The organism is Kitasatospora sp. NPDC032150, from assembly GCF_055579945.1.
In genome coordinates this window covers 29982-55362 of sequence record NZ_JBVIMH010000005.1, presented here as the reverse complement: position 1 = coordinate 55362, position 25381 = coordinate 29982, and the positions used below count along the sequence as shown (strand labels likewise).

26 protein-coding genes and 1 pseudogene are annotated in these 25381 nt (G+C 70.6%); 10 read left to right on the top strand and 17 right to left on the bottom strand.

Annotated features, from left to right (window positions below):
- The first annotated feature begins 269 nt into the window (after positions 1 to 269).
- Positions 270 to 1265: an aldo/keto reductase gene (locus tag ACZ5ON_RS08330; RefSeq protein WP_465587344.1), complete on the top strand. Its 996-nt coding sequence runs from the start codon at positions 270 to 272 to the stop codon at positions 1263 to 1265.
- 137 nt (positions 1266 to 1402) lie between these two features.
- Here the strand turns inward: ACZ5ON_RS08330 and ACZ5ON_RS08325 are convergent, their stop codons facing one another.
- The 3 genes from ACZ5ON_RS08325 to ACZ5ON_RS08315 form a co-directional block, all read right to left on the bottom strand.
- On the bottom strand, positions 1403 to 2008 hold the full coding sequence (locus ACZ5ON_RS08325; protein WP_465587341.1) for a DJ-1/PfpI family protein: 606 nt from the start codon (positions 2006 to 2008) through the stop codon (positions 1403 to 1405).
- Positions 2005 to 2976, bottom strand: a complete 972-nt coding sequence (locus tag ACZ5ON_RS08320) for a GlxA family transcriptional regulator (RefSeq protein WP_465587338.1) — start codon at positions 2974 to 2976, stop codon at positions 2005 to 2007. Before ACZ5ON_RS08320 ends, ACZ5ON_RS08325 begins: the two co-directional genes overlap by 4 nt.
- A gap of 463 nt (positions 2977 to 3439) precedes the next feature.
- On the bottom strand, positions 3440 to 4933 hold the full coding sequence (locus ACZ5ON_RS08315; protein WP_465587333.1) for a DHA2 family efflux MFS transporter permease subunit: 1494 nt from the start codon (positions 4931 to 4933) through the stop codon (positions 3440 to 3442).
- Here ACZ5ON_RS08315 and ACZ5ON_RS08310 point away from each other — a divergent pair.
- Complete coding sequence (locus ACZ5ON_RS08310) at positions 4913 to 5389, top strand: MerR family transcriptional regulator (protein ID WP_465587330.1); 477 nt, start codon at positions 4913 to 4915, stop codon at positions 5387 to 5389. The two genes, ACZ5ON_RS08315 and ACZ5ON_RS08310, sit on opposite strands and share 21 nt — an antisense overlap.
- Positions 5390 to 5835: 446 nt before the next feature.
- On the opposite strand, the gene ACZ5ON_RS08305 is transcribed toward ACZ5ON_RS08310, so the two are convergent.
- Together ACZ5ON_RS08305 and ACZ5ON_RS08300 are read right to left on the bottom strand one after the other, a co-directional pair.
- Positions 5836 to 6201 (bottom strand): hypothetical protein, encoded by a 366-nt coding sequence (locus tag ACZ5ON_RS08305; protein WP_465587327.1) that lies wholly within the window; start codon positions 6199 to 6201, stop codon positions 5836 to 5838.
- 794 nt (positions 6202 to 6995) lie between these two features.
- Entirely contained in the window at positions 6996 to 8006 is a 1011-nt protein-coding gene (locus tag ACZ5ON_RS08300; RefSeq protein WP_198504319.1) for a quinone oxidoreductase family protein, read from the bottom strand.
- Positions 8007 to 8397: 391 nt separating this feature from the next.
- Between ACZ5ON_RS08300 and ACZ5ON_RS08295 the strand changes: the two genes are divergently transcribed.
- Positions 8398 to 8532: a hypothetical protein gene (locus tag ACZ5ON_RS08295; protein ID WP_465587324.1), complete on the top strand. Its 135-nt coding sequence runs from the start codon at positions 8398 to 8400 to the stop codon at positions 8530 to 8532.
- Positions 8533 to 8719: 187 nt separating this feature from the next.
- Here the strand turns inward: ACZ5ON_RS08295 and ACZ5ON_RS08290 are convergent, their stop codons facing one another.
- The 3 genes from ACZ5ON_RS08290 to ACZ5ON_RS08280 all read right to left on the bottom strand — a co-directional run bounded on the left by ACZ5ON_RS08290 (position 8720) and on the right by ACZ5ON_RS08280 (position 10081).
- Positions 8720 to 9055, bottom strand: a complete 336-nt coding sequence (locus tag ACZ5ON_RS08290; RefSeq protein WP_465587321.1) for a helix-turn-helix domain-containing protein — start codon at positions 9053 to 9055, stop codon at positions 8720 to 8722.
- Entirely contained in the window at positions 9052 to 9567 is a 516-nt protein-coding gene (locus ACZ5ON_RS08285) for a tyrosine-type recombinase/integrase (protein WP_465587318.1), read from the bottom strand. The genes ACZ5ON_RS08290 and ACZ5ON_RS08285 overlap by 4 nt, the downstream gene beginning before the upstream one ends.
- Before the next feature lie 205 nt (positions 9568 to 9772).
- Positions 9773 to 10081 (bottom strand): hypothetical protein, encoded by a 309-nt coding sequence (locus tag ACZ5ON_RS08280; RefSeq protein WP_465587315.1) that lies wholly within the window; start codon positions 10079 to 10081, stop codon positions 9773 to 9775.
- Positions 10082 to 10502: 421 nt separating this feature from the next.
- Between ACZ5ON_RS08280 and ACZ5ON_RS08275 the strand changes: the two are divergent.
- Positions 10503 to 10699: pseudogene (locus ACZ5ON_RS08275) on the top strand (DUF4158 domain-containing protein); the annotation flags it as partial.
- A gap of 111 nt (positions 10700 to 10810) precedes the next feature.
- Here ACZ5ON_RS08275 and ACZ5ON_RS08270 read toward each other — a convergent pair.
- The 5 genes from ACZ5ON_RS08270 to ACZ5ON_RS08250 form a co-directional block, all read right to left on the bottom strand.
- Positions 10811 to 12016 (bottom strand): tyrosine-type recombinase/integrase, encoded by a 1206-nt coding sequence (locus ACZ5ON_RS08270; protein ID WP_465587312.1) that lies wholly within the window; start codon positions 12014 to 12016, stop codon positions 10811 to 10813.
- A gap of 220 nt (positions 12017 to 12236) precedes the next feature.
- Complete coding sequence (locus ACZ5ON_RS08265; RefSeq protein WP_465587309.1) at positions 12237 to 12848, bottom strand: cation diffusion facilitator family transporter; 612 nt, start codon at positions 12846 to 12848, stop codon at positions 12237 to 12239.
- Between the two features lie 33 nt (positions 12849 to 12881).
- Positions 12882 to 13421 carry a Chromate resistance protein ChrB gene (locus ACZ5ON_RS08260; RefSeq protein WP_465587305.1) on the bottom strand — a complete coding sequence of 180 codons (540 nt, stop codon included), beginning with the start codon at positions 13419 to 13421 and terminating at the stop codon, positions 12882 to 12884.
- A 66-nt stretch (positions 13422 to 13487) separates the two neighbouring features.
- A complete protein-coding gene (locus tag ACZ5ON_RS08255) occupies positions 13488 to 13646 on the bottom strand; it encodes a hypothetical protein (protein ID WP_465587302.1) in 159 nt (52 codons plus the stop codon).
- Positions 13643 to 14215 carry a recombinase family protein gene (locus ACZ5ON_RS08250; protein WP_465587298.1) on the bottom strand — a complete coding sequence of 191 codons (573 nt, stop codon included), beginning with the start codon at positions 14213 to 14215 and terminating at the stop codon, positions 13643 to 13645. Before ACZ5ON_RS08250 ends, ACZ5ON_RS08255 begins: the two co-directional genes overlap by 4 nt.
- A gap of 247 nt (positions 14216 to 14462) precedes the next feature.
- Between ACZ5ON_RS08250 and ACZ5ON_RS08245 the strand changes: the two genes are divergently transcribed.
- Positions 14463 to 14714: a MerR family transcriptional regulator gene (locus tag ACZ5ON_RS08245; protein ID WP_465587935.1), complete on the top strand. Its 252-nt coding sequence runs from the start codon at positions 14463 to 14465 to the stop codon at positions 14712 to 14714.
- A 16-nt stretch (positions 14715 to 14730) separates the two neighbouring features.
- Here ACZ5ON_RS08245 and ACZ5ON_RS08240 read toward each other — a convergent pair whose 3' ends face one another.
- Entirely contained in the window at positions 14731 to 15138 is a 408-nt protein-coding gene (locus ACZ5ON_RS08240; RefSeq protein WP_465587295.1) for an ArsR/SmtB family transcription factor, read from the bottom strand.
- Between the two features lie 104 nt (positions 15139 to 15242).
- On the opposite strand from ACZ5ON_RS08240, the gene ACZ5ON_RS08235 reads away from it, so the two are divergent.
- On the top strand, positions 15243 to 17234 hold the full coding sequence (locus ACZ5ON_RS08235; protein ID WP_465587292.1) for a heavy metal translocating P-type ATPase: 1992 nt from the start codon (positions 15243 to 15245) through the stop codon (positions 17232 to 17234).
- Positions 17231 to 17644, top strand: a complete 414-nt coding sequence (locus tag ACZ5ON_RS08230) for a (2Fe-2S) ferredoxin domain-containing protein (RefSeq protein WP_465587289.1) — start codon at positions 17231 to 17233, stop codon at positions 17642 to 17644. Before ACZ5ON_RS08235 ends, ACZ5ON_RS08230 begins: the two co-directional genes overlap by 4 nt.
- Before the next feature lie 230 nt (positions 17645 to 17874).
- Here the strand turns inward: ACZ5ON_RS08230 and ACZ5ON_RS08225 are convergent, their stop codons facing one another.
- The 3 genes from ACZ5ON_RS08225 to ACZ5ON_RS08215 are packed head-to-tail and all read right to left on the bottom strand — an operon-like array spanning position 17875 to position 22028.
- On the bottom strand, positions 17875 to 19269 hold the full coding sequence (locus tag ACZ5ON_RS08225) for a cation:proton antiporter (RefSeq protein WP_465587286.1): 1395 nt from the start codon (positions 19267 to 19269) through the stop codon (positions 17875 to 17877).
- Between the two features lie 60 nt (positions 19270 to 19329).
- Positions 19330 to 20889 (bottom strand): amino acid adenylation domain-containing protein, encoded by a 1560-nt coding sequence (locus ACZ5ON_RS08220; protein ID WP_465587283.1) that lies wholly within the window; start codon positions 20887 to 20889, stop codon positions 19330 to 19332.
- Complete coding sequence (locus tag ACZ5ON_RS08215; protein WP_465587280.1) at positions 20886 to 22028, bottom strand: acyl-CoA dehydrogenase family protein; 1143 nt, start codon at positions 22026 to 22028, stop codon at positions 20886 to 20888. The genes ACZ5ON_RS08220 and ACZ5ON_RS08215 overlap by 4 nt, the downstream gene beginning before the upstream one ends.
- Positions 22029 to 22242: 214 nt before the next feature.
- Between ACZ5ON_RS08215 and ACZ5ON_RS08210 the strand changes: the two genes are divergently transcribed.
- From ACZ5ON_RS08210 to ACZ5ON_RS08200, 3 genes are read left to right on the top strand one after another with little or no spacing between them, the layout of a single operon-like run.
- Positions 22243 to 22536 carry an acyl carrier protein gene (locus ACZ5ON_RS08210; protein WP_465587277.1) on the top strand — a complete coding sequence of 98 codons (294 nt, stop codon included), beginning with the start codon at positions 22243 to 22245 and terminating at the stop codon, positions 22534 to 22536.
- Positions 22529 to 23884 carry an NAD(P)/FAD-dependent oxidoreductase gene (locus tag ACZ5ON_RS08205; protein WP_465587274.1) on the top strand — a complete coding sequence of 452 codons (1356 nt, stop codon included), beginning with the start codon at positions 22529 to 22531 and terminating at the stop codon, positions 23882 to 23884. The genes ACZ5ON_RS08210 and ACZ5ON_RS08205 overlap by 8 nt, the downstream gene beginning before the upstream one ends.
- 9 nt (positions 23885 to 23893) lie before the next feature.
- The gene (locus tag ACZ5ON_RS08200; protein ID WP_465587271.1) at positions 23894 to 25255 is read left to right on the top strand and encodes a TrpB-like pyridoxal phosphate-dependent enzyme; all 1362 of its coding nucleotides are present in this window, start codon (positions 23894 to 23896) and stop codon (positions 25253 to 25255) included.
- Positions 25256 to 25381 lie beyond the last annotated feature (126 nt).

Here is a 25381-nt window from a genome sequence, read left to right as displayed (position 1 = left end):
CTGGCTGGCGGATGCCGAGGAGCGGGCGGTGCGGGGGCAGGGCCAGCGGTTCGGCCCCGCCCGGCGGACCCGGACCGGCGAAGGCCCGGGGCGTCAGGTGAGGATGCCGCAGAAGCGGGCGAGATCTGTTGCGCCCGAGCGGCAGTACGGCGGTCACCCGGGCTTCCGGAAGGCAGCAGGCCGGCCCGGGCCGGAGGCGGGGCGGCGGATAGGGTTCCGGTGCGGGCGGGCGGACCTCGCCCGTTGGAACGACCGAAGGGACCCTCAGCATGCCGGCCGTACCCGTCACCGGACCCTCCGTCAGCTCGCCCCTCGCGCGGTTCGGCCTCGGCACGGCCGCCGTCGGACGGCCCGGGTACATCACGCTCGGGCGCGACCTCGACCTGCCGGCCGAGCGTACCGTCGAGGCGATGCGCGAGCGGACGCACGAACTGCTCGACGCCGCCTACGCGGCAGGGGTGCGGTACTTCGACACGGCCCGGTCCTACGGCCGCGCCGAGGAGTACGTCGCCGAGTGGCTGGCGGCCCGGCCCGAGGCAGCGGCCGAGGTGGTGGTGGGCAGCAAGTGGGGCTACACCTACACCGCCGACTGGCGGACCTCCGGCGTGTCCGCGCACGAGGTCAAGGAGCACTCGGTGGCGGTGTTCGACCGTCAGGTCAATGAGAGCCGGGCGTTGCTGGGCCGGCACTTGGACGTGTACCTGGTGCACTCGGTCACCCCGGACAGCCCGGCGCTGACCGATCAGGCGCTGCAGGCACGGCTGGCAGAGCTGGCGGCGGAGGGCCTCCGGATCGGCCTGTCGACCAGTGGCCCGGCACAGGGCGAGGCAGTACGGGCGGCGCTGGAGGTGACGGTGGACGGCCGGCCGCTGTTCGCCGCAGTCCAGGCCACCTGGAACCTGCTCGAGCCGTCCGCCGGGCCGGCACTGGCCCAGGCGCACGCCGCGGGATGGCTGGTGGTGGTGAAGGAGGGGATGGCCAACGGCCGCCTCGCCGACCGCAACGCCACCGGTCCCGACACCGCCGCGCTGCGCTCCCTCGCCGCCCGCACCGGCGCGTCCTGCGACGCCCTCGCGCTGGCCGCCGCCGCTGCCCAGCCGTGGGCGGACATCGTGCTCTCCGGCGCCGCGACCCCGGAGCAGCTGGCCTCCAACCTCACCGCCGCCGGACTCGGCCTCGCCCCCGGTGACCTGGCCGGGCTCGCTGAGCTCGCCGAACCCGCCGAGGAGTACTGGCGGACCCGCGCCGCGCTGCCCTGGGCGTGAGCGGGTCCCCGCCGACGTGAACCCGAGGTCGCGACGCTGCCCCGTTGCGCAGCGCGGCGAGGGGCCGACCCGTCCCCCGATCAGGTCGGCCCCGGGCCGTGTTGCCGCGTCCCGCTCCTCAGACGGCCACCGGCTCCTCAGACGGCCATCGGCTCGTCGGCGAGGTACGGCGGGGCGGGCTCGTACTGGATGTAGCGGCGTACGGCGCGGGCGTGGTCGCGGCCGTGCAGCCGGCCGACCAACCAGAGCGCCATGTCGATACCCGCGGACACCCCCTGGCTGGTGGCCAGTTCACCGTCGACCACGTAGCGTGCGTCGCGGACCACCGTGATGTCCCCGCGCGCCTCCAGGGCGTCCTCGAAGGCGTGGTGGGTGGCCACCCGACGGCCACGGGCCGGTCCGGCCTGGTGCAGCAGCAGGGCTCCGGTGCAGACGCTGGTGGTCCAGGCGGCCTGGGCGGAGGTCTTGCGGATCCACTCGACGAGTACCGGGTTGGACACCTCGGTGCGGGTGCCGTTCCCACCGGGCACCAGCAGCACGTCGAGCGGCGGGTGGTCGTGGAAGGTGTGGTCGGGCAGCACCCGCATGCCCTTGTTGCAGCGGACGGCGTCCGGCCGTTCGGCGATCAGTACGGCGGTGTCGCCCTGGTCCCGGATCATCGCGGAGGAGGTGAACACCTCCCAGGGACCGACGAGGTCCAGCTCCTCGGCTCCGTCGAACAACAGCAGTCCGTAGGTCGTCATGCGTACTCCCTGATGGATCGGAATCTGTCCCGGTACTCGGACGGCGCGACGCCGACCTGCCGGTGGAAGGCGCGCCGCAGCGTCTCCGCGGTACCGAAGCCGTACCGGTGGGCGACGGCCTCGATGGGGTCGTCACCCTCGACCAGGGCCCGGCGGGCCGCCTCCACGCGTACCCGCTCCACATAGCTCGCCGGAGGCGTGCCGAGTTCGGCGGTGAACCGGCGCTGGAGGTGACGGGGACTCAGACCCGCCTGGACGGCCAGGTCGGTGATGCCGTGCCGGGCGCCGGGATCCGCGTGGATCGCCGCCACCGTGGCCCGTATCGGGTCGCTGGACGGCTGGCGCGACCACAGCGGCACGCTGAACTGCGACTGGCTGCCCGGCCGGCGGAGGAAGAGCACCAGCTCCTGGGCGACGGCGTGGGCGATGCCGCGACCCAGGTCGTGCTCCACCAGGGCGAGCGCGAGGTCCATGCCGGCGGTCACCCCGGCCGAGGTCCACACCCGCCCGTCCCTGATGAAGATCGGGTCGCGGTCCACCCGCAGATCCGGGTGCTCCCGGGCGAGCTGTTCCGCACGGGCCCAGTGGGTGGTGACCCGGCGGCCCTCGACCAGCCCGGCGGCCGCCAGCAGGAACACCCCGCTGCACACCGAGGTGACCCGGCGGGCGGTCGCCCCGGCCGCGGCGACCCACTCGGTCAGCGCACCGTCCCGCACCGCCCGGTCGACCCCGCTGCCGCCCACCGCCACCAGGGTGTCGATTCCGCGCGGGTCGAGATCGGCCACACCGTACCCGGCGTGCACGGGCAGGCCGCTGGCCGACCGGACCGCGCCGGCGCTCGGCGCCAGAATCCGGCAGTCGTAACCGCCCGAGAGCGAATCCGCGTACTGGAACACGTCGTGCGGGCCGACGAGATCCAGTGACTGGAAGCCATCGAAGACCACGAAGACGATTCGGCGTTGTTGCACGTCCTCAGCCTGCTGGGACCTCGGTGACGGCGTCAACGACGGACATCCCACGATTTGCGCCATCGCCTGAACGGCTGCGGTCCGGACGATGACCGGGGCCACCGCTGCCACGCGCCCGGCACGGCGGCAGCGCTCCCGCCACGGGCCGCCCGCGCCTAGTCAAGTCCTGCTGCTGTCGTGGGGTTACCGGCCATCGCGTCCACGGCGAGCACGGACACCCCACACGCTCACTGTTCGCCTCCCCGTCGGTGCAAGGAGCACATCGCGCAAGGCAGTTGGAAGTGCTGCAAAGCAAGCCTGCTGACGTGCCGTCAGTTGGCGCGGGCCCGCACCACCGCCGGTCGTAACTCGTCGTCCATCTCGGTGCCGAGGACGTCGCGGCGCTGCGCGACGCCCTCGGCACCCGTGGCCCACCCCAGTGGAGCCCTGACGGCCCGGGAGATCTGACCGACGCTCCCCTGCCTTACGACTGGGACCCGGCCATCGTGCCCGCACGTTCGGCCGTGCCGCGTGCCCAATGGCTGGAGCTGACCACGCCGAGGACGAGGATGCCCGCGCCGAGCACGAGGACCATCCACCACACGCCATGCGCCGCGCCCGTGAACGCCGTCCGGCCATGGGCGATCTCCGGCCCGATGACCGTCCCGGAGATCGCGACGCCCAGTGTGGTGCCGGCCTGGCGGCCGGTGGAGGCCAGCGAGCCAGCCAGCCCGGCCATCGAGCGGGGCATCCCGGAGATCGCCGAGTTGGTGATCGGCGGGTTGACCGCGCCGAGGAAGACGCCGAACAGCAGGTAGATCGCCAGCACGGCCGGGAGGGGGGTATCCGGCCCGAGCCATAGCGACACGCCGCCGCCGAGGGCCAGGGCGGTCCCCGCCACCACCAACGGGAGCAGGGGGCCGCGCTCGCCGACCAGGCGCCCGGTGAGCGGTGATACCACCAGGACCGGCAGCCCGACCGGGAGCAGGCACAGCCCCGCCGTCACCGGCGACAGGCCGCGTACGTCCTGCAGGTACTGGGTGGTCACGAACAAGAACGCGCCGAAGCCACACAAGGCGAACAGTGCCATCACGATCGCCGAACTGAACGGCACGCTGCGGAAGAGACGCAGTTCAAGGAGCGGGTCGGCGCGGCGCGGTTCGTAGCCGAGGATGCCCGCCACGCCGAGCGCGGCGACGGCGAGCAGCCCGACGATGACCGGCGAGGTCCAACCGAGCGACCTGGATTCGATGATCGCGTACACGACACCGCCCAGGACCAGGACCATCAGCGCCTGGCCGACAGGGTCGAACCGGCGTGCCCGGGCGGCACGGGACTCGGGCACGAACAGCGCGGCACACACGATCGCCACGGCCACGATCGGGACGTTGATCCAGAAGACCGACCGCCAGCCGAGGGCGTCGACCAGCCCGCCGCCGAGGATCGGGCCAAGTGCCAGCGCCAGCCCTGACATCGAGGCGAAGACCCCGATGGCCCGTGCCCGCTCGGCGGCACCCGTGAACGTGTTCGCGACGATCGCCATGGCCACCGGGTTGAGCATGGTCCCGCCGACGGCCTGCAACACACGCGCCGCGATCAGCCAGTCGATGCCCGGCGCCAGTCCGCACAGCAGAGACCCGAGGCCGAAGGCCGCGAGACCGGCCTGGAAGACACGCCGCCGGCCGACCCGGTCGGCGGTGGACCCGGCCAGCACGAGGAACCCGGCCAGCACCAGGGTGTAGGCGTCGACCGTCCACTGCAGGCCGGACTCCGAGGTGCGCAGGTCGCGCCCCATGGAGGGAAGCGCGACATTGACGATGGAAATGTCCATCACCACGACGACGATGCTGGCGCAGCAGATCGCGAGCACCAGGGACTTGTGGCGCGGGCTCAGTTCGGCAGCCGCGGTGGGAGAGAGCACTGATGAACTCATGGCCACGACGTTAGGATTTAGAGCGTGCTCGAAATCAAGTCGCACCCAGCATCCGGCACCGCCGAGTCGAAGGCGCACCCCGGCGCCGTGCCCGAAGAAGGCGTGACCATCGCCGAGGCGGCCCGCCGTACCGGGGTGAGCGTGCACACCCTCCGGTACTACGAACGGGCCGGCCTGGTCATCAGCCCGGTCGACCGCACGAGCGGCGGCCGCCGCCGTTACCGGGGACTCGACCTCAAGTGGATCATCATCTGCACCAAGCTGCGCGCCACCGGCATGCCCATCAGGGGCATCCGTCGGTACGCCGAACTGGTCGCCGCCGGACCGGGCAACGAGGCGGACCGGCTCGCGCTCATGGAAGCCCACCGCGCCGATGTCCTGGCCAAGCTGGCGGAGACCCAGGAGAACCTGAAGACGATCGACCGCAAGATCGAGGTCTACCGGGGAAGCCTGGCCGCGGGCGATGCCGACCGGCTCTGGGCACCCGTCAGCTCCCGTTGAGCAGCGCGCCGGGTGTCGGCGGCCATACGGGAACAGCGCCTGGACTCCCGTGGGTTCGGGGAAGCCGTGGGTCCTTCTGTGAGGACCACGGAACCGCCGGTGAGCGTCAGGCCGATGCATCCGTGGGTTCGGGCGAAATACGAGGATGCTGAGCGATCCGAGGGGCTCCGGCGGAAACCTCGGCCGGACCTCCTCCATCCGAGTTGCTCCCGTCACCTCCCCGCCCCATCGACGTCCTCGAGGTCCTGCCGAGCAAACCGCCCATGCCACGTCCCGGCCGACCGGACAGGACCACGGGCGAGACGGAGAGGCGAGGATCTTGGCCCGCCCCTCGGATCCGACTCACCCGCACAGGTAGACTGCGGGCTCGAAGACCAGTGATCGGCCACGCGGACGCTCAAGGCTTCTCGGCCAGAGGCCCGGTGGTCCACGAGAGGGCCGTGGGCTCAGCTCATCGCCGGGGCGATCCAGCCGAAGTACTCGATCGCCGTGCCGAGCAGCAGACCGCAGCAGTGCAGTGCGAAGAGCGCGGCCCGGTTCCCCCGGCGCACCGCCGGCGACAGCAGCATCAGGGCCGGTACCGCCAGGCCCAGCGCCGGGCCCGAGGCGAGCAGCAGTGCCAACAGGACCACCGCACCCACGGTTCCGCCGGAGGCGAGCCCCATCACACCGGTCACCAGGCCGCCGCCCAGGATCATCGTGACCATCGGGGCGGCGGCGAACAGCTGCAGCATCCCCAACAGCACCCAAGGCCAGGTCAGTTCGTCACCTTGACGGGCTCGGGACGGCTCTTTGACGTAGGTCTCCGCCATGCCGCTCACTTCCTCGCAGACGTGTCTCGCTGTGCTTGCTGATCCATTCTCGGGATCACACGAGGCTGCGGCCTGAGTAGCCGTACTCAAAGGAACCCGGGCACACTTGGAGGGCAGCCACCCCACCTCCCGAACCCTGTGCCACTCTCGCCGCCGGCCGGGAACCGTAACCGCTGTCTTCATCGATGAACGGCACCTTGTCCACCGGAGCACCATACCGACGCCCCGGCTCGCCCTACCGCCCGGCCTGGTTCACCGGCGTCGGTACTGGTGAGCTCGCCTATTCAACTGTCGCCAGTTCGCCGTGGAGTCCGGCCCGATGGTGACCGTAGGTGATCGCCGGCGGCGTACTGGCTCCAGGTAGTGCCCGGTGCGCAGGGGTTGCGCACTGCGGTCGGGGCCAGGGTGCCGCGGGTTCAAGGCGAACGGGGCGTCAAAAGTTTTGACAGTAAACCGGGCTCTTCGGTCCGTTCCTGCCGGACCCCGGGTGCGCCCCGCTGCTCGACCGTGGGCTAGGAGATCGCCAGCCAGCCTCAGCATCGTGAAAGTGTGACAGGCTTTCAGGTCAGGACGGAGGCCCGGTGGGCTAGGTGTTCTGTCCCGGGAGGTTGTGGACGGGTGAGCCAGGCCTCGACTGAGGGATCTTGAAGGGGTGTGACCCAGATACGCCAGAAACCCGCCAGAACTTGATCTTGGCCTGCTGAGTGCCTGACGCTGTCGGGGATCTTGGCGATGACGGTCGGCCATGCCCTCGACATCTCAGTCTTCAAGATCCCCGACCTCGTCACCCGCGATCAGCTCTGCGTCTCCTCGCGGCGTCCAATAGCGGCCGCATCGGGTACGACGAGCAGCTTGCCGGTGGTACGCCGAGCCTCCAGATCGCTGTGGGCCTGGGCGGCCTCGGACAATGCGTAGCGGCCCGTTACGGTGACCTCAAGCGCCTTGGAGCGCACCCACTCGAACACATCGGCGGCCCGTCGGAGCAGTTCGGACCGATCGGCGATGAAGTCCCCGAGGCTGGGCCGGATCAGGGTCAGCGAACCGCCGTGGGCGAGCCGAATCGGATCAAACGGAGGCACGGCACCACTTGCCGCGCCGAAGAGCACGAGATGGCCGCGGGTTCGCAGGCTGGCGAGGCTCGCATCGAAGGTGTGCGCGCCGACGCCGTCGAAGACAACCGGCAGTCCCTGACCGCCGTTGAGCCGCCTCACCTCGGCTGCGAGATCGTCGACTGCGGAGGAGAGGATCACCTCAGCGGCCCCGGCACGCTTCGCCAGCTCGGCCTTCGCCGTGGTCGACGTCGTGCCGATCACCCTGCCGCCGAGATGGGTGATGAGCTGGGTCAAAAGCAGCCCCATGCCACCAGCAGCCGCATGCACGAGCACCGTGTCGCCCCCCTGAACCGGGTAGGCGTCCTTGACGAGATAGTGCGCGGTCATGCCTTGGAGGAGCACGGCGGCGGCTGTCTCGAAGCCGATATCGTCGGGCAGCGGCACCAGCCGGGAGGAGTCCACGACAGCCCGCTCGGCATACGTGCCGGGAATCTCCACCCAACCGACCCGGTCCCCGACTGCGACGTCAGCGACGCCGGGTCCAACTTCGACGACCGTGCCGGCGCCCTCAGCGCCCGGGGTGAAGGGCAGCGGGAGGCTGTACCGGCCTTCGCGGTGGTAGACGTCGAGGAAGTTGACCCCGGATGCGGCGACCTCCACGATCGCCTCGCCCGGACCCGGCCGCGGTTGGTCCACCTTGGCCTCCTGCAGCACCTCGGGACCGCCCACTTCGTACACCTGAATCGCTCTCATGGCCCCACCAACCCCGTTGATGGCGATCCGATTCCCGGCAGGCAGACCAGCCCGCCGCCCCCGCCGAGAGCTGAGACGCCTGCTTTGCACCCGGGTCTGGGACAGGAGACCGAGGCCGTCAAGGGTCGACGAAGGCACCACCCGCCGCTTCCGCACCGCCGTACGGCCACCCACCATAAACGGGCTGCGGACGACCGTCTTGTTCGGACCCCCGGACCCGGCAACCTTCCGCACGATGGTGGACACCCGGATCGCGAACCTCCGGCTCGTCCTGGACCGGCTCAGCTACCTTCCGCTCGCCCGGGTCATGGACTCCGGCCTCGGTACTGGTGGGCTCGCGTATTCAACCGTCGCAGCTTCCCCGAGGAGCCCAGCCCGCCGGTGACCGGGTGTGATCGCCGGCGGCGTATCGGCTCCAGTTTCCGCCGGCCTCTCGGAGGAGGCGGCGAAGCCGCAGCGCGAGCAGTCGAAGGTCTGGGAGAAGCCGGCGCAGGTCGTGCAGATCGCCGAGCCGTCGACGGGGTGAAGTCCGGGGAGGGCGCGGTCCTGGACGCATCCTGGGCAGGTGCCTCGGGTTCGAACTGCGCGGTCCGAGCAGGTGCGGCAGACGTATCCGTCCGGCCAGGTGCCGGCCTTGTGCCTGCGCTGGCCGCAGCGGCAGCACTCGGCCATGAACCAGCGTTCGTACTGCTCGTCGGTGGCGTAGGGGCGGCTCATGCGTCGGGCAGGATGCGGGCCGCGCGGGGCCGGAGCTTCGCGACGTTCGCGGGCGGGGTGGGCAGGTCGCCGGTGGCGGTCTTGCGGACACCGGCGTTCTCGGCGGTGGTGGTCACCAGGTCGGCCGGGGTGCAGGAGAGGATGTCGCAGAGCGCGGACAGGACCTGCAGCGACAGCCGCTCCGGGGTTCCGGAGACCATGCGGTGGACCTGGGAGGCGGACAGGTCGATGCCGCGTTCGCGCAGCAGCGGGACCAGTTCGGTCGCGGTGAAGATGCGGTGTTGTGCCATCACCTCACGCAACCGCCAGGTGTAGCCGACCTTGCGCTTCATGCCTGCTTCCCGTTCTGGGCCTGGAGGGCGGCGGCGACGGTGGCTTCCAGGTGCCGGCGCAGGGTGCGGGTGCGGAAGTCCGAGGAGACGCAGGTGTAGATGGACGTGGTGCTGGCGTGCTCGTGACCGACTTGTTCCTGGACGAAGCGGGGGTCCCAGCCGTCCTCGATGAGATGGGTGACGTAGGACCTTCGGAAGGAGTGGTAGTCCAGCCCGTCGTCCAGGCCCAGGGCCTTGCGGTAGGTGATGAAGCGGGAGTTGATGCGCTGGCAGCCGATCCGAAGCCCGCGTTCGGAGGGCCAAGCCGCCGGGTTGCCGTCGGTGCCCAGCAATGGGCGGACCTCGGTGAACCACTCGCCCAGGACATCGGGGGTCCAGCCGAATACGGTCAGCACCCCGCGACGCTTGGGTGGTGAGCCCTTCTTGGCCTTGCCGAACCGGACCTGGCAGCGGCCGAACTCGCCGTACTCGGCGCCGTGCGGGTTGCGGCCGAAGTCGGCGGCGTCGAGCATCCGCGTCTCGTTGCGCCAGCCCGTAGGCGTAGGCGGTCTTGAACAGGGTGGCGTCGCGGAACGCCGGCAGCCAGCCCTTGCGGCCGAAGGCCCTGATCCGGGCGACCTCGTCGTCGCAGTGCTCGAAGAACGCGTGCAGCTCGGCCTTGGTGAACGCCCGCTTCTTGGCGTCGGCCTCGTTGTCCTGGACGTGCACCGCGGTGTTCTATTCATGAACGACCTGGACCGGGTGGGTGCCGAACCGCTCCTCACAGGAGGCTGCCCAGTCGTAGAGCGGGTCGGTGACGAAGTGGCAGAACGCTCGGACCGCCTCCGAGTAGGACCGGATCGTGGAACGGCGCAGGTCCCTCAGCGAGCGCAGGTCACCGAGCCACTCGTCGAACATCGCCGGCGTCCAGTGCCACGGGTAGGAGTTCACGTACGCGGCGAACGCTTTAACCGTGTTCTCCCGGCCCTCCACCGTCGTCCGGGCCAGATTCCGCGCGAGCTGTTGGTTGGCGAACCCGGTCAGCATCGCGGTGCCAGGTGTAGCCGTGCCGCACCTGGGATCGACCCGTTGAACCCCACCGGTCCACCACCCTCCGTCACTCGCGTCGTATGCGAGAAAACCGCATCTGATGCGAGTCGGTGGGCAAACCGCAGGTCAGTCAGCCGGACGAGTGACACCGGCTGGCGTCATCGTCACGCCCGTCGCTACCGTCGCCACGAGCAGGCCGAGCTAACTTCCATGGTCAGCGTGCTGGTTGGCGCCGTTGCCCACGACGATTCGCGAACCGTCGCGAGCTTGCATCGGATGCAATTGGCGGCGCTTGGATCAACGGGACAGCCGTTAGCGCTAAGGAATGATCTTGCCGTCTACCACAGTGATCGCCTGCGGGATTGGGTTTCAGCGGAAGATCGGATGAGCGGGTCGGCTGACCGCTAGCGTCCGCCTGGTGCCGGTGGAGTTTCTGACTGATGAGCAGGCCGAGGCGTAAGGGCGGTTCGTTGAGGAGCCGACACGCCCGGAGATGGAGCGGTTCTTCTATCTCGATGACGTGGACCGGAGGCTGATCGGGGAGCGGCGGGGTGATCACAACCGTCTGGGCTCGCGCTGCAGATGTGCACGGTCCGCTACTTGGGGCTGTTCCTCGACTGATCGTCCCTCGTGTCCCGGCGAAGGTGGCGCGGACCCACGTGGTGTACTCCTCCCGCGGGACGTGGCGCCGCCGGTCCGGCAGGTCCGGGACTGCGGCCAGGGCATTCACCGCTGGTTCTCCAACGCCCGGGTGTAGTCGGCCAGCACCGCCTCATCGGAGACCCGGGTATAGATTTTCGTCGATTCCGGCGAAGCGTGTCCGAGCCGCTTCTGTAGCGACAACTCGCGCATCCCGCCCTCCCACATCGCCGTGGCGTGGGTGTGTCGCAAAGCGTGCGGAGTGGCCTCCGGCGTGCGCGCGCCAAGCTTCGCCATCCGGCGGGAGAACAACCGGACGAGCGCGTCGTAGCTCAGCGGCTCCAGCCTCCGGGATCCATTGCCGCCGACGAGGAACACGAACGGGCTGGCGGACTCCAGAGGCCGCTCGTGCATGACGTAGCGGCTGACCGCGTCCAGTGTGCGCGGGTCGTGCAGGTCGACGACCCGCTCGGAGCGCGGCTTCCCGAGGGCTCCGCCGGGGTGGTCGTCACGCTTGCCGATCGTCACCCGTCGCCGCCCATAGGAAAGGTCGGCCAGATGAAGGGACAGCACCTCGCCCGGCCGCAGCCCTCCGTCCAGCATCAGCAGGAACATCGCCAGGTCACGCAGCTTCGTCAGGCTCGCGATAAAGCCCTCCAACACCGCCTCGTCCATCGGACGCGGCAGCCGCCGCGGCTGCTTGACCGTGACCGCACGCCGCACCGGCTGCTGACGGCTGGCCTTGCCCATGAACGGCTGATGCCGGCCCGGCACCCGCGCGAGAGCCGGGTCCGGGCGCATCTGCATCGGCGAGCCCATGCCGTCGTACTCCTCGGCGACCATGGCCCAGTCGTAGAAGCTCGACACCGCGGCCAGGATGCGGTTCACGGTCGACGGCGGCAGCAGACTGCCGGGCAGGTCCGCTCCGCCGACCACGACGGTCAACCCGAGACGCTGGGCTGGCCGGCGGCTCGGATGACGGCGCAGGAAGCCCAGCAGCCGCAATGCGTCCGGTGCTCGGAAGTCCCGCCAGTCCAGGCTCTCCCGGGCCAGGAAGGTGAACAGGTACTTCAGGTCGTAGGCGTAGGCGCACCAGGTGTTCGGCGACAGCCCCCGATCACTGAGATGCCCCAGAAACCGGCAGACCGGATCGATCTCGGAGCCGGATGCGTCGATCAACCGGACGCGACGGACGATGCCGCCGTCTCGGTCCTTCACCACACGCAGCTCGCACTCCACAGCACCATCAACGAGCGGCGACGAGGAGCGCGACGCCGAGAAGCTGAACTCCACCCGGGAGTGTCCAGATAAGAAGCTGTTGGGCCGCTACAGCTTCCGCGGCTCCACCCCGGCCGGCGGGACGCTTCGACCCCTGCGCGACCCGGCCGAGGCCGACGCGGAGGAGGACGAGGCCGGCCGAAGGCTGACCCGGCGGCTCGGCGGGCGCGGCTCGGATGCGCCAGCCCCCCGGCCTTCAGGCCGAGGGGCTGGGGTGGCGCGGCGGCTGCGGGCTTCAGTGGTCTCCGAAGAAGATCTCCTTCACCTCGCGCACCGCGTAGTAGACGAGGACGTAGCCGGCCGCCGGGTCGGCCCACCACCAGCCGAGCGTGGTGTTGAGGACAAGGCCGAGCAGGACGGCGGCGGCCAGCAGGCCGTCGATGAGGGTGACGCGGCCCTCGGTCTTGAGGACCGGGTTGTCCAGGGCGGCGCCGGTGCGGGCCTTGCCGAAGGCGAGGCTGAACATCACCGTGGCGGTGATCGCCGTCCAGATGATCCCGAGCGTGGAGTGGTGCGGGCGGAAGCCGGCGGCCAGCACCCAGGTGGACTGCACCAGCAGGTACACCGCCAGCAGGGCGAAGCCGACGCCGATCAGCCGAAGCGCGCGCTTCTGCCGTTCCTCGCCGGTGCCGGACAGCTCCCAGATGACCACGGTGGAGGCGCCGATCTCGATCAGCGAGTCCAGGCCGAAGCCGGCCAGCGCCACCGACCGCGCACCGATCGCCGCGATGGCGAGGACCACGATGCCCACCACGTTCCAGCCGAGCGTGGCGTACTCCAGGGCGAAGCCCCGGCGCAGCAGCGCCGCGCGGGGCGTCCCGACAACCTCAGATTCTTCCCTCGTCACGCCGAAAGAGTAACGGCCGTTAGATTATGTCTGTCACAGATGATCTGTCTCGGTTGCGTAAACACGTCCGGCGAAGCCCTCCAAGGCGGCCGAGCACCTCTCCAGTGCCTCGGCGGCCTCCTGCCAGCGGGTGGCGCCGAGCTGGTCGCGGGCGCGGATCTTGTCCAACCAGGACCTCAGCTTGGCCAGGTCCTCGTCGTTCTCCTCCAGCTCGGCGTAGGTGAAGTGCTCGCCGGCGGTCTCCGCCTCGATCTCCGCCAGGAAGTCCCGGCACTTGCCCAGCAGCTCGCCGTACTCCTCATCGCGGGCAGCGTTGAAGGCAGCGACCACCTCGTCCTGCCCGGCCAGCGCCTCGGCCCGCAGCACCTGCGCCGAGCCGCCCATCTCGCCGATGTCGTTGCGCAGCACCCGTAGCGCCCGCTCGGCCTCCGGCGAGGCCGGCAGCACCGCCACGGAGTTCTGCAGGTACACCGCGCCCAGGGCCTTCAACCTCCGCCACACCCCAGCGCGCAGCCGGGTCGGCTCGGTGGGAATCCGGTAGCTGAGCAGCAGCCATTCGATCGCATCCGCCATGCGGCAAGTCTGCCCGCCCGCGGCCGGACGCCGTCGGGCGGCCTGGCGCGTTTGCGGGCGGTCGTCTCAGCAGCGCGGCACGGCGTCGTCCGCACCGGCGGGCTCGCCCTCGTGTGCCGCTTGGTCGTCCTGCTCGGCCCAGGTGCCGAACGGTCCGGGCAGACCCGGCTCCTCCGCCCCGAGCCACGGTGCGCCGCCCTTCATGCGGTGCGGTCCCGGGATCACGGGTGCGCCTCCTCGCGTTCGTCGGCGTCCAGGACGGCGCGTTGTGCCACCAGGCGCTCGCGCAGTTCGATCTCCTCGGCGGTGAGCGGGTCTTCGGGCCGTTGCAGGCGTACGGGCGTCGGCTGACGGGGCGGGTCGTCGTCGGCCCGGGCTGCGATGGCGGCTTCCTCGGCCTCGGCGATGGCCCGGTACACCGAGGCGACCGACGGGTGCTTGCCGGCGTTCTTGCCGTCCTTGATGACCAGCTTCCGGGCGATCTCCGGGACCGGGACGTCCTTGGCCTTGAGAGCGAGGGCGAAGGTCAGCGAGTCGTCGTCGATGACCTTCGGGCGGCCGCCGTGGTTGCCCTTGGCTGCGGTGACCTGCTGGCCTTCCAGGGTCTTCTCGCGGATGTAGTTGCGGTCGAGCTGGGCGGCGACGGCCAGGACGGTGAAGAATATCGCGCCCATCCCGGTGGGGTCGTAGATGCCGGTGAGCGGGCCGGTCGGCAGCTCCAGGGAGATGTCCGCCTTCTCCAGGTCGGCGGACAGCTGCATCAACTCGGCGGCGTTGCGGGCCAGGCGCTTCATTGCCTCTCAGAACACCGGAGTTCTGCGATATGTTCTGCGAAATGAGACCCGGACAAACCGGATGCGCTCCGGGGGTCTCGCAGAACTCTCACAACTGACCATTTCTGCGAATAGTCCACGGCCCCGAAGCCGCCCCCGCCGCATGCGATAGTGTGATGATCCACCCGCAACCGTTCCGGCGGAGCCTCTCACCCCCTACTTGACCTTCGAGTCAGGTTGAAGGTTTACCGTCGCTGGTGTGACCACGATGCGGATCTCGCAGCTTGCCGAGCGCAGCGGCGTCCCGGCGGCCACTCTGCGGTTCTACGAGGGCGCCGGGCTGCTACCCGCCAACCGGACCCCGGCCGGCTACCGGGAGTACGGCGAGGAGGCGGTCGAGCGGTTGGCGTTCATCGGCGCGGCCAAGCACCTCGGCCTAGTAGCTGCAGAGAGCTTCGCCGTAGCTGTGCAAGCAGCAGGGCGTCACCGCAATCACCCATGGCGACGCCGGATGGTGTGACGGGTCGGGCGCCCGGTCAGTGCGTCGGCTGGGCCACCGTGTCGTCCGCGAGGTCCGCGCCCTCGGTGTCGGCGGTGTCGCTGAGTCCGAGGCGCAGGTGCTCGGTGTGGTAGACGGCCTGGTCCAGGAGTTCGGCGACGTGGTTGTCGTACAGCGCGTAGACCACCGAGCGCCCCTGCCGGGTGCCGACGACCAGGCCGAGGTTGCGCAGCAGCCGCAGCTGGTGGGAGCAGGCGGACTGCTCCATGCCGACGGCGTGGGCGAGTTCGGTGGCCGCGCAGGGCCCTTCGCGCAGGCGGGCGAGGATCAGCAGCCGGGAGGGGGTGGCCAGGGCTTGCAGGGTGGTCGCCACCCGGGCGGCGTTGTCCGCGTCCAGGCGTGTGCGCGGGACGGCGTTCTTCACGGGAGCGGCTCCATGACCCATGCGCCAATACTACAGACAAAGCATGAAAGACTGTTCATGCGTTCCTGTATCGTGGATCGGGCCGTCACTCCTGCCCATGGCCTGTGCGAAGGGTCCTGCCTGCCGTGTCCTCCACCCTGATCGAGCGCCCCGCCCCCGAGGTGGCCTCCTCCTCCGCCAGTGTCGCCCCTCGGCGGCGCACGCGGATCTTCGCGCTGCCCGAGGCCCGGTGGGCTCTGGCTGCGACGGTACTGTTCCTGATCGCGCTGCCGCTGCAGCTGACCGGCGCCCCCGCGTGGGCGTGGGGGCCGCTGTACGCGCTCGCCTACGCCACAGGAGGCTGGGAGCCCGGCTGGGCCGGGCTGCAGGCGCTGAAGGAGAAGACCCTCGACGTCGACCTGCTGATGATCGTCGCTGCGATCGGCGCCGCCGCCGTCGGCCAGGTGATGGACGGCGCGCTCCTGATCGTCATCTTCGCCACCTCCGGCGCGCTGGAGGCCATCGCCACCGCCCGCACCGCCGACTCGGTGCGCGGGCTGCTGGACCTCGCCCCCACCACCGCGACCCGGCTGCTGGACGACGGCACCGAGGAGAGCGTGCCGACCGAGCAGCTGGCCGTCGGCGACACCATCCTGGCCCGCCCCGGTGAGCGGATCGGCGCCGACGGCCGGGTCCTGGACGGCGCGAGCGAGGTCGACCAGGCCACCATCACCGGCGAACCGCTGCCAGTCGCCAAGGAGACCGGTGACGAGGTCTTCGCCGGCACGCTGAATGGCACCGGTGCGCTGCGGGTGAAGGTTGAGCGGGACGCCTCCGACTCGGTGATCGCCCGGATCGTGAAGATGGTCGAGGAAGCCTCCGAGACCAAGGCACCCACCCAGCTGTTCATCGAGAAGGTCGAGCAGCGCTACTCGATCGGCATGGTCATCGCGACCCTCGCCGTGTTCGCAGTCCCGCTGGCGTTCGGCGCGGCGTTCACCGGGTCGCTGCTGCGGGCGATGACCTTCATGATCGTCGCCTCGCCGTGCGCCGTGGTGCTGGCGACCATGCCGCCGCTGCTGTCCGCGATCGCCAACGCCGGACGCCACGGCGTGCTGGTGAAGTCCGCGGTCGTGATGGAACGCCTGGGCCAGATCGACGCCGTGGCGCTGGACAAGACCGGCACCCTGACCGAGGGCACCCCCCGGGTCACCGACATCCGCCCGCTGGCCGGCTCCGGCCTGTCGGAGGAGGAGCTGCTGGCGCTGGCCGCCGCAGCCGAGCACCCCAGCGAGCACCCGCTCGCCCGCGCCATCGTGGACGCCGCCCGCACCCGGGGCCTCGCCCTGGCCACGGCCGAGGACTTCGCCTCCGCTCCCGGCATCGGCGTCACCGCCACCGTCACCGGCCGCGCCGTCGCGGTCGGCGCCCCGGCCCGGCTCTTGAACGACGCCCAGGCCACCGCCTCCGCCCGCGCCACCGCAGTCGCCGGCGAGCTGGAGGACGGCGGCCGCACCGCGGTCCTGGTCGAGGCCGACGGCCGCTCGGTCGGCGTGCTCGGCATCGCCGACCGCCTGCGCCCGGACGCCGCCGCCACCGTCACCGCGCTGACCTCCCTTACGGGCACGGCGCCGATGCTGGTCACCGGCGACAACCCGCGCGCCGCCGCCCGCCTGGCCGCCGAGGTCGGCATCACCGACATCCGCGCCGGCCTGCTGCCCCAGGACAAGGTCACCGCCGTCAAGGAGCAGGAGAAGGCCGGACGCAAGGTCATGGTGATCGGCGACGGCGTCAACGACGCCCCCGCCCTTGCCGCCGCCCACACCGGCATCGCCATGGGCCGCGCCGGCTCCGACCTCGCACTGGAGACCGCCGACGCCGTGATCGTCCGGGACGAACTCGCCACCGTCCCGGCCGTCGTCGCCCTCTCCCGCCGCGCGCGTTCCTTCGTCGTGCAGAACCTGGTGATCGCCTCGGTGTTCATCTCCGGCCTGGTGATCTGGGACCTCGTCGCCACCCTCCCACTGCCGCTGGGCGTCCTCGGCCACGAGGGCTCCACCGTCATCGTCGGGCTCAACGGCCTGCGACTGCTGCGCGAGGCCGCCTGGACCCGGGCCCGCGCCGAGGGCCGTCGGTGAGCCGGCACACCCGCAAACCGGCCGCCGCCCCCACGAAGGGGGCGGCGGCCCGCTGCATCGTCACCGTCTGCCGCGGCTGCTGCTGCGGCACCCCCAAGGTCCCGGGCCTGGACCACCGCGCCCAGCTCACCGACCTGCGCGAATCTCTCGCCGGAGTCGCGAACGTGCGGCCCACCGACTGCCTGGACGCTTGCGAGCAGGCCAACGTGATCGTCGTCCAGCCCTCCGCCGAAGGCCGCAAGGCCGGCGGACGCCCCGTCTGGCTCGGCCGGGTCAACGACCCCGACGCCGCCCGCGACATCACCGCCTGGGTCCAGGCCGGCGGCCCCGGCCTCGCCGACCCACCCGACACCCTCGACCTCTACGCCTTCAGCCCCTCACGCCGCCTCCGCCAGCAGATCGACAACTGAAGCGGACCAATACCAATCCCCGCGGCCGTTCACGCACACGACCGCGCGGCGCGTCCAGGCGATCGCCGTAGTGGCCGCAGGTGGTCTCACCGGGAGGTCCGCCGCGCAGGCCGCGGAGCAGTGCGAGGAGGGCCAGCTGTGCTCGTCCAACGACTACGACGCGCACGGGCAGAACTGGCAGCCGCAACCCGTTGCACCCGGCAAGCGCTGTCCGCGCCCCGGCACACGCCCTACCGGTGATCGGCCGCGCCGCGACCGAGGGCGCGGTCGCCCACGGCTCCCACAGGCGTGCCCGGTTCAGCCGCCTCGCCGAGGTCGTGGAACGCGGCCAGTTCGCGCCGGCGCTGTACCTCCTCGGCGGTGTGCTCCAGACGGTTCATGGCGGATCGCAGGATGGGGGAGGCCGTGATCGAGGTTGCGACGGCGACCAGGATGATGATCGTGTAGGCCGCGGGGGTCAGGACGCCCAACTGGAGGCCGGCGGTGGCGATCACCATCTGGATGACGCCGCGCGAGTTGAGTCCGGCTCCCAGGGCAAGTGCCTCCCACCTGCCCAGACGGACGGCCTTGGCGCCGGCGAACGCGCCGGCGAACTTGCCCAGGACGGCTACCGCGAGAACTGCCGTGCCGGTGAAGAAGACGGTGGGCCTGAGCAGTTCGGTGAGGTCGACGCGCAGTCCGACAGTGGCGAAGAAGATCGGTGCGAGCACGGCTATCACGACGGATCGCAGGGGCGCGAGCCGGGCCAGGATGCCCGGTGTCGTCCTGGTGCTGATGACCAGCCCGGCCAGGAAGGCGCCGAGCATCGCCTCCAGGTCCATGGCCTGGGTGGCCGCCGCGGACAGCAGGGTCAGTGCGGCCGCGAGGGCCATCGCCGGTCCCGGGCCAGCGGACTTCTCCGCCGCCCGTAGCATCCAGCCCGCGACGGGCCGGCCCAGCAGGGCCGCGGCCACGACCACCAGCAGGACTTTCAGAACCGACAGGAGCACGTCCTGCGGGTGGACGCCGCCGAGCGCGATGGCCGAGACCACGGACAGCAGCAGCCAGCCGACGAGATCGTCGAAGATCGCGGCGGCGAGGATCAGCTGTCCGATGTCACGGTGGACGAGGTTCATGTCGGCGAGCGTTTTGGCGATCACCGGGATGGCGCTGACGCAGAGGGCCACGCCGAGGAACAGCGCGAAGACGGATCGCGCGGTGCCGGCCGGGATGAGGGCGGAGGGGATCAGCCATCCCGTGGCGATGCCGCCCGCCAGTGGCACGAGCAGGCCGGTGGAGCCGACCACGAGCGCCGTCCTGCGGCGCCGGCGGACCAGCGAGACGTCGATCTCGACGCCGGTCATGGCCACCAGCAGCACGACTCCGAGCTGGCCCACGGTGTCCAGGTAGTGGAACTGCACGGGGTCGGCCGGCAGAAACGGGTGGTCACCGGGGCCGAGGAGGTGGCCGAGGACGCTGGGCCCGAGCAGGACGCCCGCACTCAGTTCGCCCACGACCGCGGGCAGGCCGAACCGTCTGGCGGCGCGGCCCAGGACGAAGGCGAGTGCGAGCAGCAGACCGGTCTGGAGCAGGAGGAGGGACAGGGCGTGTGAGGGAAGCGTCGGGATGGGGCTGAGGGAAGGCATGAGAGCTCCTGTGACCGGCGACTCGGGTGGACCGGACTGTCGGTCGTGTCCCAGGGCAGGTCATCGCCTCGTGTCGGAGGCGGGCCGGGCGGCCCATTCGGCGAGTTGGCGTCGGTCGACCTTGCCGTTGCGTGTGAGCGGGAGGGCGTCGACGGTGCGCACCGCGTCGACGATCATGTGGCGGGGCAGTCGTCGGGCGCTGTGCTGTTTGAGGTCCAGCAGGTTGGGGTGGTGCCCCTCGGCGGCGACGACGAAGGCGATCAGACGGGTGTCGACGCCGCTGCCTGCGGCGCTGACCCCGACCTCGGCGACCGAGGGGTGGTTGCGCAGGTGGGCTTCGATCTCGCCGGGTTCCACCCGGTACCCGCGGACTTTGATCATCGCGTCGAGTCGTCCGAGGTAGCGGAAGCCGCCGTCCGGGAGCACCTCGACGAGGTCACCCGTGCGGTGGGGGGCATCGCCTCGGGCGGCCCGCCCCCAGTAGCCGATCATGACGGAGGGGCCGGTGACGAGCAGTTCTCCGCGCTCGCCGGGGCCGGCTGCCGTACCGTCCTCCCGTTGTGCCCAGACCTCGTCGCCGGAGCTCGCGTGGCCGATCGGCACGGAACCGGCCTCGTCGTCAGGGACCTTCTCCACCTCGTGCCAGGTGCACACGTTCGTCTCGGTGGGCCCGTACAGGTTGAGGAATCGGACGGTGGGCCAGGCCGCACGGAGCGCGCGCAGGTGGGGCAGTGGGAAGGGTTCTCCCGCGAAGAGCAGCAGTCGCAGTGCCGGGGGGCGGACGTCGGCCAGGTCGGCGAAGCGCATCATCAGGACCAGGACGGAGGGCACGGAGTACCAGACGGTGATCTCGTGGTCGAGGAGGAACGCGACGAGCTGGGCGGGAGCGTAGGACGCTTCGGCGGGCACCAGATGGACGCAGGCGCCGACGCTGAAGGCGGCGTAGAGGTCGAGTACGGACAGGTCGAAGTGGAAGGGCGCGTGGTTGGCGAACCGGTCCTGCGCGCTCGCCCCCAGCTCGCCGACCGCCCAGGACACGAAGGCCAGCGCGTTGCGGTGGCTCAGGCACACGCCTTTGGGTTCGCCGGTCGAGCCGGAGGTGTAGAGGATGTACGCCAGGTCGTCGGGGCCGAGCGCCGGCTCGGGGAGCGGGGCGCAGGAGCTGCGCTCGACGTCGGCCCAGCACGGTGCGTCGTCGCCGAGGCGGGTCCGTCCGGTGGTGACCGTGGCGATCACGGCTTTCGTCGTGCGGAGCGCTTCGGCTCGTTCGGGGGTGGTGACCAGCGCGCTCGCCCCGCAGTCGGTGAGCAGCCGCGCGGCTCGCTCCGCCGTGATCAGCGGGTCGATGGGGACGTAGGCCGCCCCCAGGCGCAGTGCGGCCTGCATGGCGACGACCGCGGGCACCGACTTGGGCAGCCACAGGCCGATACGGTCGCCCGGGCCAGCGCCCAACTCGCCGAGCACTCTGGCCAGTTGATTGGCCGCGCGGTCGACGGCGGCGTAGTCGGCGGTCGCGTCGGCAGCGGTCACGGCCGGTGCTTGAGGGGTGGCGGTGGCGGCGCGGGCCAGGAGGTGGTGCAGTCGTAGTCCGTCGTCGGGCGTGCCGTGGGGCAGGCTCACAGGCCCATCCCCTTCACGATCACCTCGCGCTGGATGTCGGAGGTGCCGGAGAAGATCGTGCCCGGCAGTGCGGCCCGCAGGTCGCCCTCGACGCCGGTTTCACCGAGCACCCCCGCACCGCCGAACAGCCGCAGGGACTCCAGGGCCACGTCGGCCACGGTTTCGGCGGTGGCGAGTTTGGCCATGGCGACGTCGAGCGCGGAGGACGTGCCGCGGTCGATCAGCCAGCAGGCCCGGTGGATCAGCAGACGGGCGGCTTCGAGGCGCACGCGCAGCTCGGCCAGTCGGTGGGCCGGGGCCTGGTTGGCGCCGATCGGGCGGCCGAACTGGTGGCGCTTCCGCGCGTGTTCGACGCAGCGTTCCAGCATGCGGAAGCCGGCGCCGAGGTAGGCGGCGAACAGGCAGGTGCGTTCCCAGTTCATCGAGCTCTGGAAGATCGCCCCGCCCGTCCCGGGGCGGCCGATCAGGTGGTCGGCCGGCACTCGGCAGCCGTCCAGGGTGACACGGCCGGCGGGGCAGCTGGCGGGGCCCAGCTTCGTGAACGCGGGGCCGGGCAGGAGCCCAGGGGTGTCGCGCTCGACGACGAATGCGCTGAGGCCGAGGTGCCCGAAGCGCGGGTCGGTGGTGGCGTACACGACGAAGAGGTCGGCGACAGGCCCGTTGCTGACGAAGGACTTCTCTCCTGTCAGGACGTAGGAGCCGTCGGGCTGGACCTGCGCGCGGGTGGTGAGCGCGGTGACGTCCGAGCCGGCGCCGTCCTCGGTGATGGCGTTGGCCGCGATCCATTCACCGGAGCAGAGCTTGGGCAGCACGGCCGCCTTGAGGCCGTCACCGGCGTGCTCCACGACGGGCATCGCGCACGCGCACAGGTGGGCCATGGCGGCGAAGACGAGACCCAGGTCCGGGCAGGTGCGGCCGAACCCCTCGGCCGCGTGGGCCGCGCTCACCGCGTCCAGGCCCAGGCCGCCGTACTTCCGCGGGACGCACAGGCCGAGGACGCCGGCCTCGGCGCACAGGCGCCATTCCTCCGTCGTGTAGAAGCCGTCGCCGGCGCGGGGTGCCGCCCAGTCCCACGTGGCGGTCACGTGAGCGACCCGGTCGTACACGGCGACCTGTTCCGGGGTCCAGTCGAAATCCATGCGGCGACCCTAGGGCAATCAGCCGTTTTCCCCTTCCCCACGGCGGCTGAATTTCCGCGCTGAAATGCTCTCCTCCCTTGGGGTGAGAAGGAACCCCTCCCGTCGGGGGATATGCGCACGCGGCCGCAGGAGAAAGTCAACCTGTGGGGGGAAAGACGGAGCGAGGTGGGCGTGTATAGATTGACCTGCGCTTACAACGGACCGGGAGGCGCCGATGGATTATGCGGAGACCTACAAGGCCCTGGAGGCTTTCATTACCGAGCGAATAGTCCAGGGTGACGACGTCGCCATTGCTCCGGACACGCCGCTGCTGGAATGGGGAATCCTCACCTCGCTGACCACGATGGAGCTCATCACGTTCATCCAGCAGGAGTTCGGAATCACGATTCCCGTGGACAGGATGTTCGGTGAGAACTTCATGAACCTGGACCGTGTGACCCGGCTGGTCACGGAACTGAGGTCCGAGTCGGACGCCGCGCCGGAAGGGACGGGGGAAGCACATGAGTAACACCGATCGGGTGGACTTCGACGTCGCGATCATCGGTGGGGGGCCGGCCGGTTCGACGGCGGCGTCCTACCTCGCCAAGGCCGGTCTGTCCTGTGCCGTCTTCGAGGGGGAGATCTTCCCGAGGCCGCACGTGGGGGAGTCGCTGGTGCCGGCCACCACCCCGGTCCTGGACGACATCGGTGCGCTGCCCCTGATGGAGAAGGCCGGTTTCCCCCGCAAGTACGGGGCGGCTTGGACGTCGGCCGCTCCGGCCACGATCCCCACGATGGGTTTCACGGGTCTGTCGCACGGCTTCAGGGCCGCCGAGATCGAGTTCAGCGAGCGTGATCAGCCGGGTGTGACCCAGGACTACACCTACCACGTGGACCGGGCCAAGTTCGATCTGATGCTCCTTCAGCACGCCGAGTCGCTCGGCGCCCAGGTGTACCAGGGGACCCGGGTGCACGAGGTCGACTTCGGCGGGCCGAATCCGGTGGTCTCCCTGCGGATGGGCAGCAGCGACGTGCGGTTGCGCGCCCGGATGGTGGTCGATGCCAGTGGCCGCGGCACGATGCTCGGCCGCCAGCTCAAGCTCAAGGTGCCGGACCCGGTGTTCAACCAGTACGCCATCCACACCTGGTTCGAGGGCCTCGACCGCACGGCGCTGTCGCACGACAGCGAGCAGGCGGACTACATCTTCATCCACTTCCTGCCGGTGACGGACACCTGGGTGTGGCAGATTCCCATCACGGACACCGTGACGAGCGTGGGGGTGGTGACCCAGAAGAAGCACGTCACCTCGTCCAGGAGCAGCCGTGAGGAATTCTTCTGGGAGTGCGTCGGCAGCCGTCCCGAACTGCGCAAGGCGCTCGAGGCCAGCGAGCGGGTGACCCCGTTCCGCACCGAGGGCGACTACAGCTACGGCATGAAGGAGATCTGCGGCGACGGCTGGCTGCTCATCGGCGACGCGGCTCGGTTCGTCGATCCGATCTTCTCCAGCGGTGTCAGCGTCGCCCTGAACAGCGCCCGGCTGGCCAGCGCCGACATCATCGCCGCGGCGAAGGAGGGCTCCTTCGAGAAGGCCCGGTTCTCCACCTACGAGTCGACGCTGCGGCGCGGGGTCAGCAACTGGTACGAGTTCATCTCCATCTACTACCGGCTGAACATCTTGTTCACCGCGTTCGTCCAGGACCCCCGGTACCGCAACGACGTGCTCAAGATGCTCCAGGGCGATGTCTACGAGGACAGCGAGCCGCGGGCGCTGGAGGCCATGCGGGAGATCATCCGCCAGGTCGAGGCCAACCCCGACCACCTGTGGCACCAGCACCTGGGCAGCCTCCGTTCGCCCAGCCTCGCCCCGATGTTCTGAAGGAGCCACATGCAGAAGATAGTTCTGCCCACCGCGGACATCCCGACCCACTGGTACAACGTCGTCGCCGACATGCCGGTGCCGCTGCCCAAACCGCTGCACCCGGGCACCCTGCAGGAACTGCGTCCGCAGGATCTGGCGCCGTTGCTGCCCCGGGCCGTCATCGACCAGGAGTTCTCCACCGAGCGCTGGATCGAGATCCCCGAGGAGGTCCGCGCGGTCTACGCGGCCTGGCGGCCCAGCCCGTTGTACCGCGCGGAGCGGCTGGAACGGGCGCTGGACACCCCGGCGAAGATCTACTTCAAGTTCGAGGCCGGTTCGCCGCCCGGTTCGCACAAGCCGAACACGGCCGTGCCGCAGGCGTTCTACAACGCCGCGGAGGGCGTGCGCCGGGTGACCACCGAGACGGGAGCCGGGCAGTGGGGGTCGGCGCTGTCGTTCGCCGGAAGCCTCTTCGGCCTGGAGGTGACCGTCTACATGGTCAAGGCCTCCTACAACCACAAGCCCTACCGGCGCTCGCTCATGGAGGTGTGGGGCGGCAAGGTCCACGCGTCCCCGACCGACCGGACGCAGGCCGGACGCGATGTCCTGGCCAAGGATCCCGATTCTCCGGGCAGTCTCGGCATCGCCATCAGCGAGGCCGTCGAGGACGCCCTCGCTCACGACGACACGAAGTTCGCGCTGGGCTCGGCGATGAACCACGTCGTGCTGCACCAGAGCATCATCGGCCTGGAGGCCCGCAAGCAGCTGGAGCTCGCGGGTGACTACCCGGACGTGGTGATCGGCTGTGTCGGTGGCGGATCGAACTTCTCCGGTCTGGCGTTCCCCTTCCTGGCCGACCGGCTGTCCGGGGCCCGCCCGGGCGTGCGGTTCGTCGCGGCCGAGCCCGCCGCCTGTCCGACCCTCACCCGGGGCCGCTACACCTACGACTACGCCGACACCGCGGGCCTCGGCCCGGTCCTGCGGATGCACACGCTCGGCAGCGGCTTCATCCCGGCCCCGATCCACGCCGGCGGGCTGCGCTTCCACGGGGACGCGCCGACGCTGTGCGCGCTGGTGGAGTCGGGTCACATCCAGGCCCTCGCGCACACCCAGACCGACGTCTTCACCGAGGCCGTCCGCTTCGCGCGGCACGAGGGCTTCGTTCCCGCGCCGGAGTCGGGGCACGCGGTGCGGGGCGCGGTGGTGGAGGCGCTCGCGGCCCGGGAGGCCGGTGAGGAGCGGACGATCCTCTTCGGTCTCTCCGGTCACGGCCACTTCGACATGGCCGCCTACGACTCGTTCCTCGCGGGCCGGATGGAGGACTTCGAGCTTCCCCAGGCCGAGATCGAGGCCGCGCTCCAGAGCGTTCCGGCGGTGGCCCGGCCGTAGCGGGTGCGGGGGGGGGGGGGGGGGGGGGGGGGGAAGAAAACCCGAGAGGAAGAGCCAAGAGTGTTCGGGGGTTTTTGGTTTCTCCCCTCCCCAGGGGGCAAGGACGAGAAAAAAGGGGACCACGGC